This window comes from Streptomyces diastatochromogenes (genome assembly GCF_002242805.1).
Lineage (GTDB): Bacteria > Actinomycetota > Actinomycetes > Streptomycetales > Streptomycetaceae > Streptomyces > Streptomyces diastatochromogenes.
Genome location: NZ_MCGQ01000171.1, coordinates 1 through 447, shown reverse-complemented (window position 1 = coordinate 447; position 447 = coordinate 1). Strand labels below are relative to the sequence as shown.

Below are 447 nucleotides of genomic sequence, written 5' to 3'. Positions count from 1 at the left end.
AGCCGGAGAACGTCCTGGTCGTGCCGGACGGTTCGTCCAAGCTCGTCGACTTCGGGATCGCGGTGGATACCGGCACCAGTGTCGGCGTCGCGGGAACCCCCTCCTACATGGCCCCGGAACAGTGGACCGGCGCGCCCGCCTCTCCCACCGCCGACGTGTACGCGGCCACGGCCACGTTCTTCGAGTGCCTGACGGGCCACAAACCGTACTCGGGCGACAACATCGCCGAACTCGCGCTGCAGCACGTCGACGCGCCCGTCCCCGCCGACGAGGTCCCCGAGCCGGTGCGCGCACTGGTGCGGCGCGGCCTGGCCAAGGACCCGGAGGAGCGGCCCACACACGCCGAAGCGTTCGTCTCAGAACTGGAGGCGGCCGCCGGCGCCGCCTATGGGCCCGACTGGGAGGAACGCGGCCGGGGACGGCTCGCCGCGCTGGTCGCACTGCTGC

At 72.5% G+C, this 447-nt stretch carries 1 protein-coding gene; it reads left to right on the top strand.

Annotated features, from left to right (window positions below):
* The coding region (locus BEK98_RS47430; protein WP_143684298.1) for a serine/threonine-protein kinase at positions 1-447 on the top strand (447 nt) is incomplete at both ends.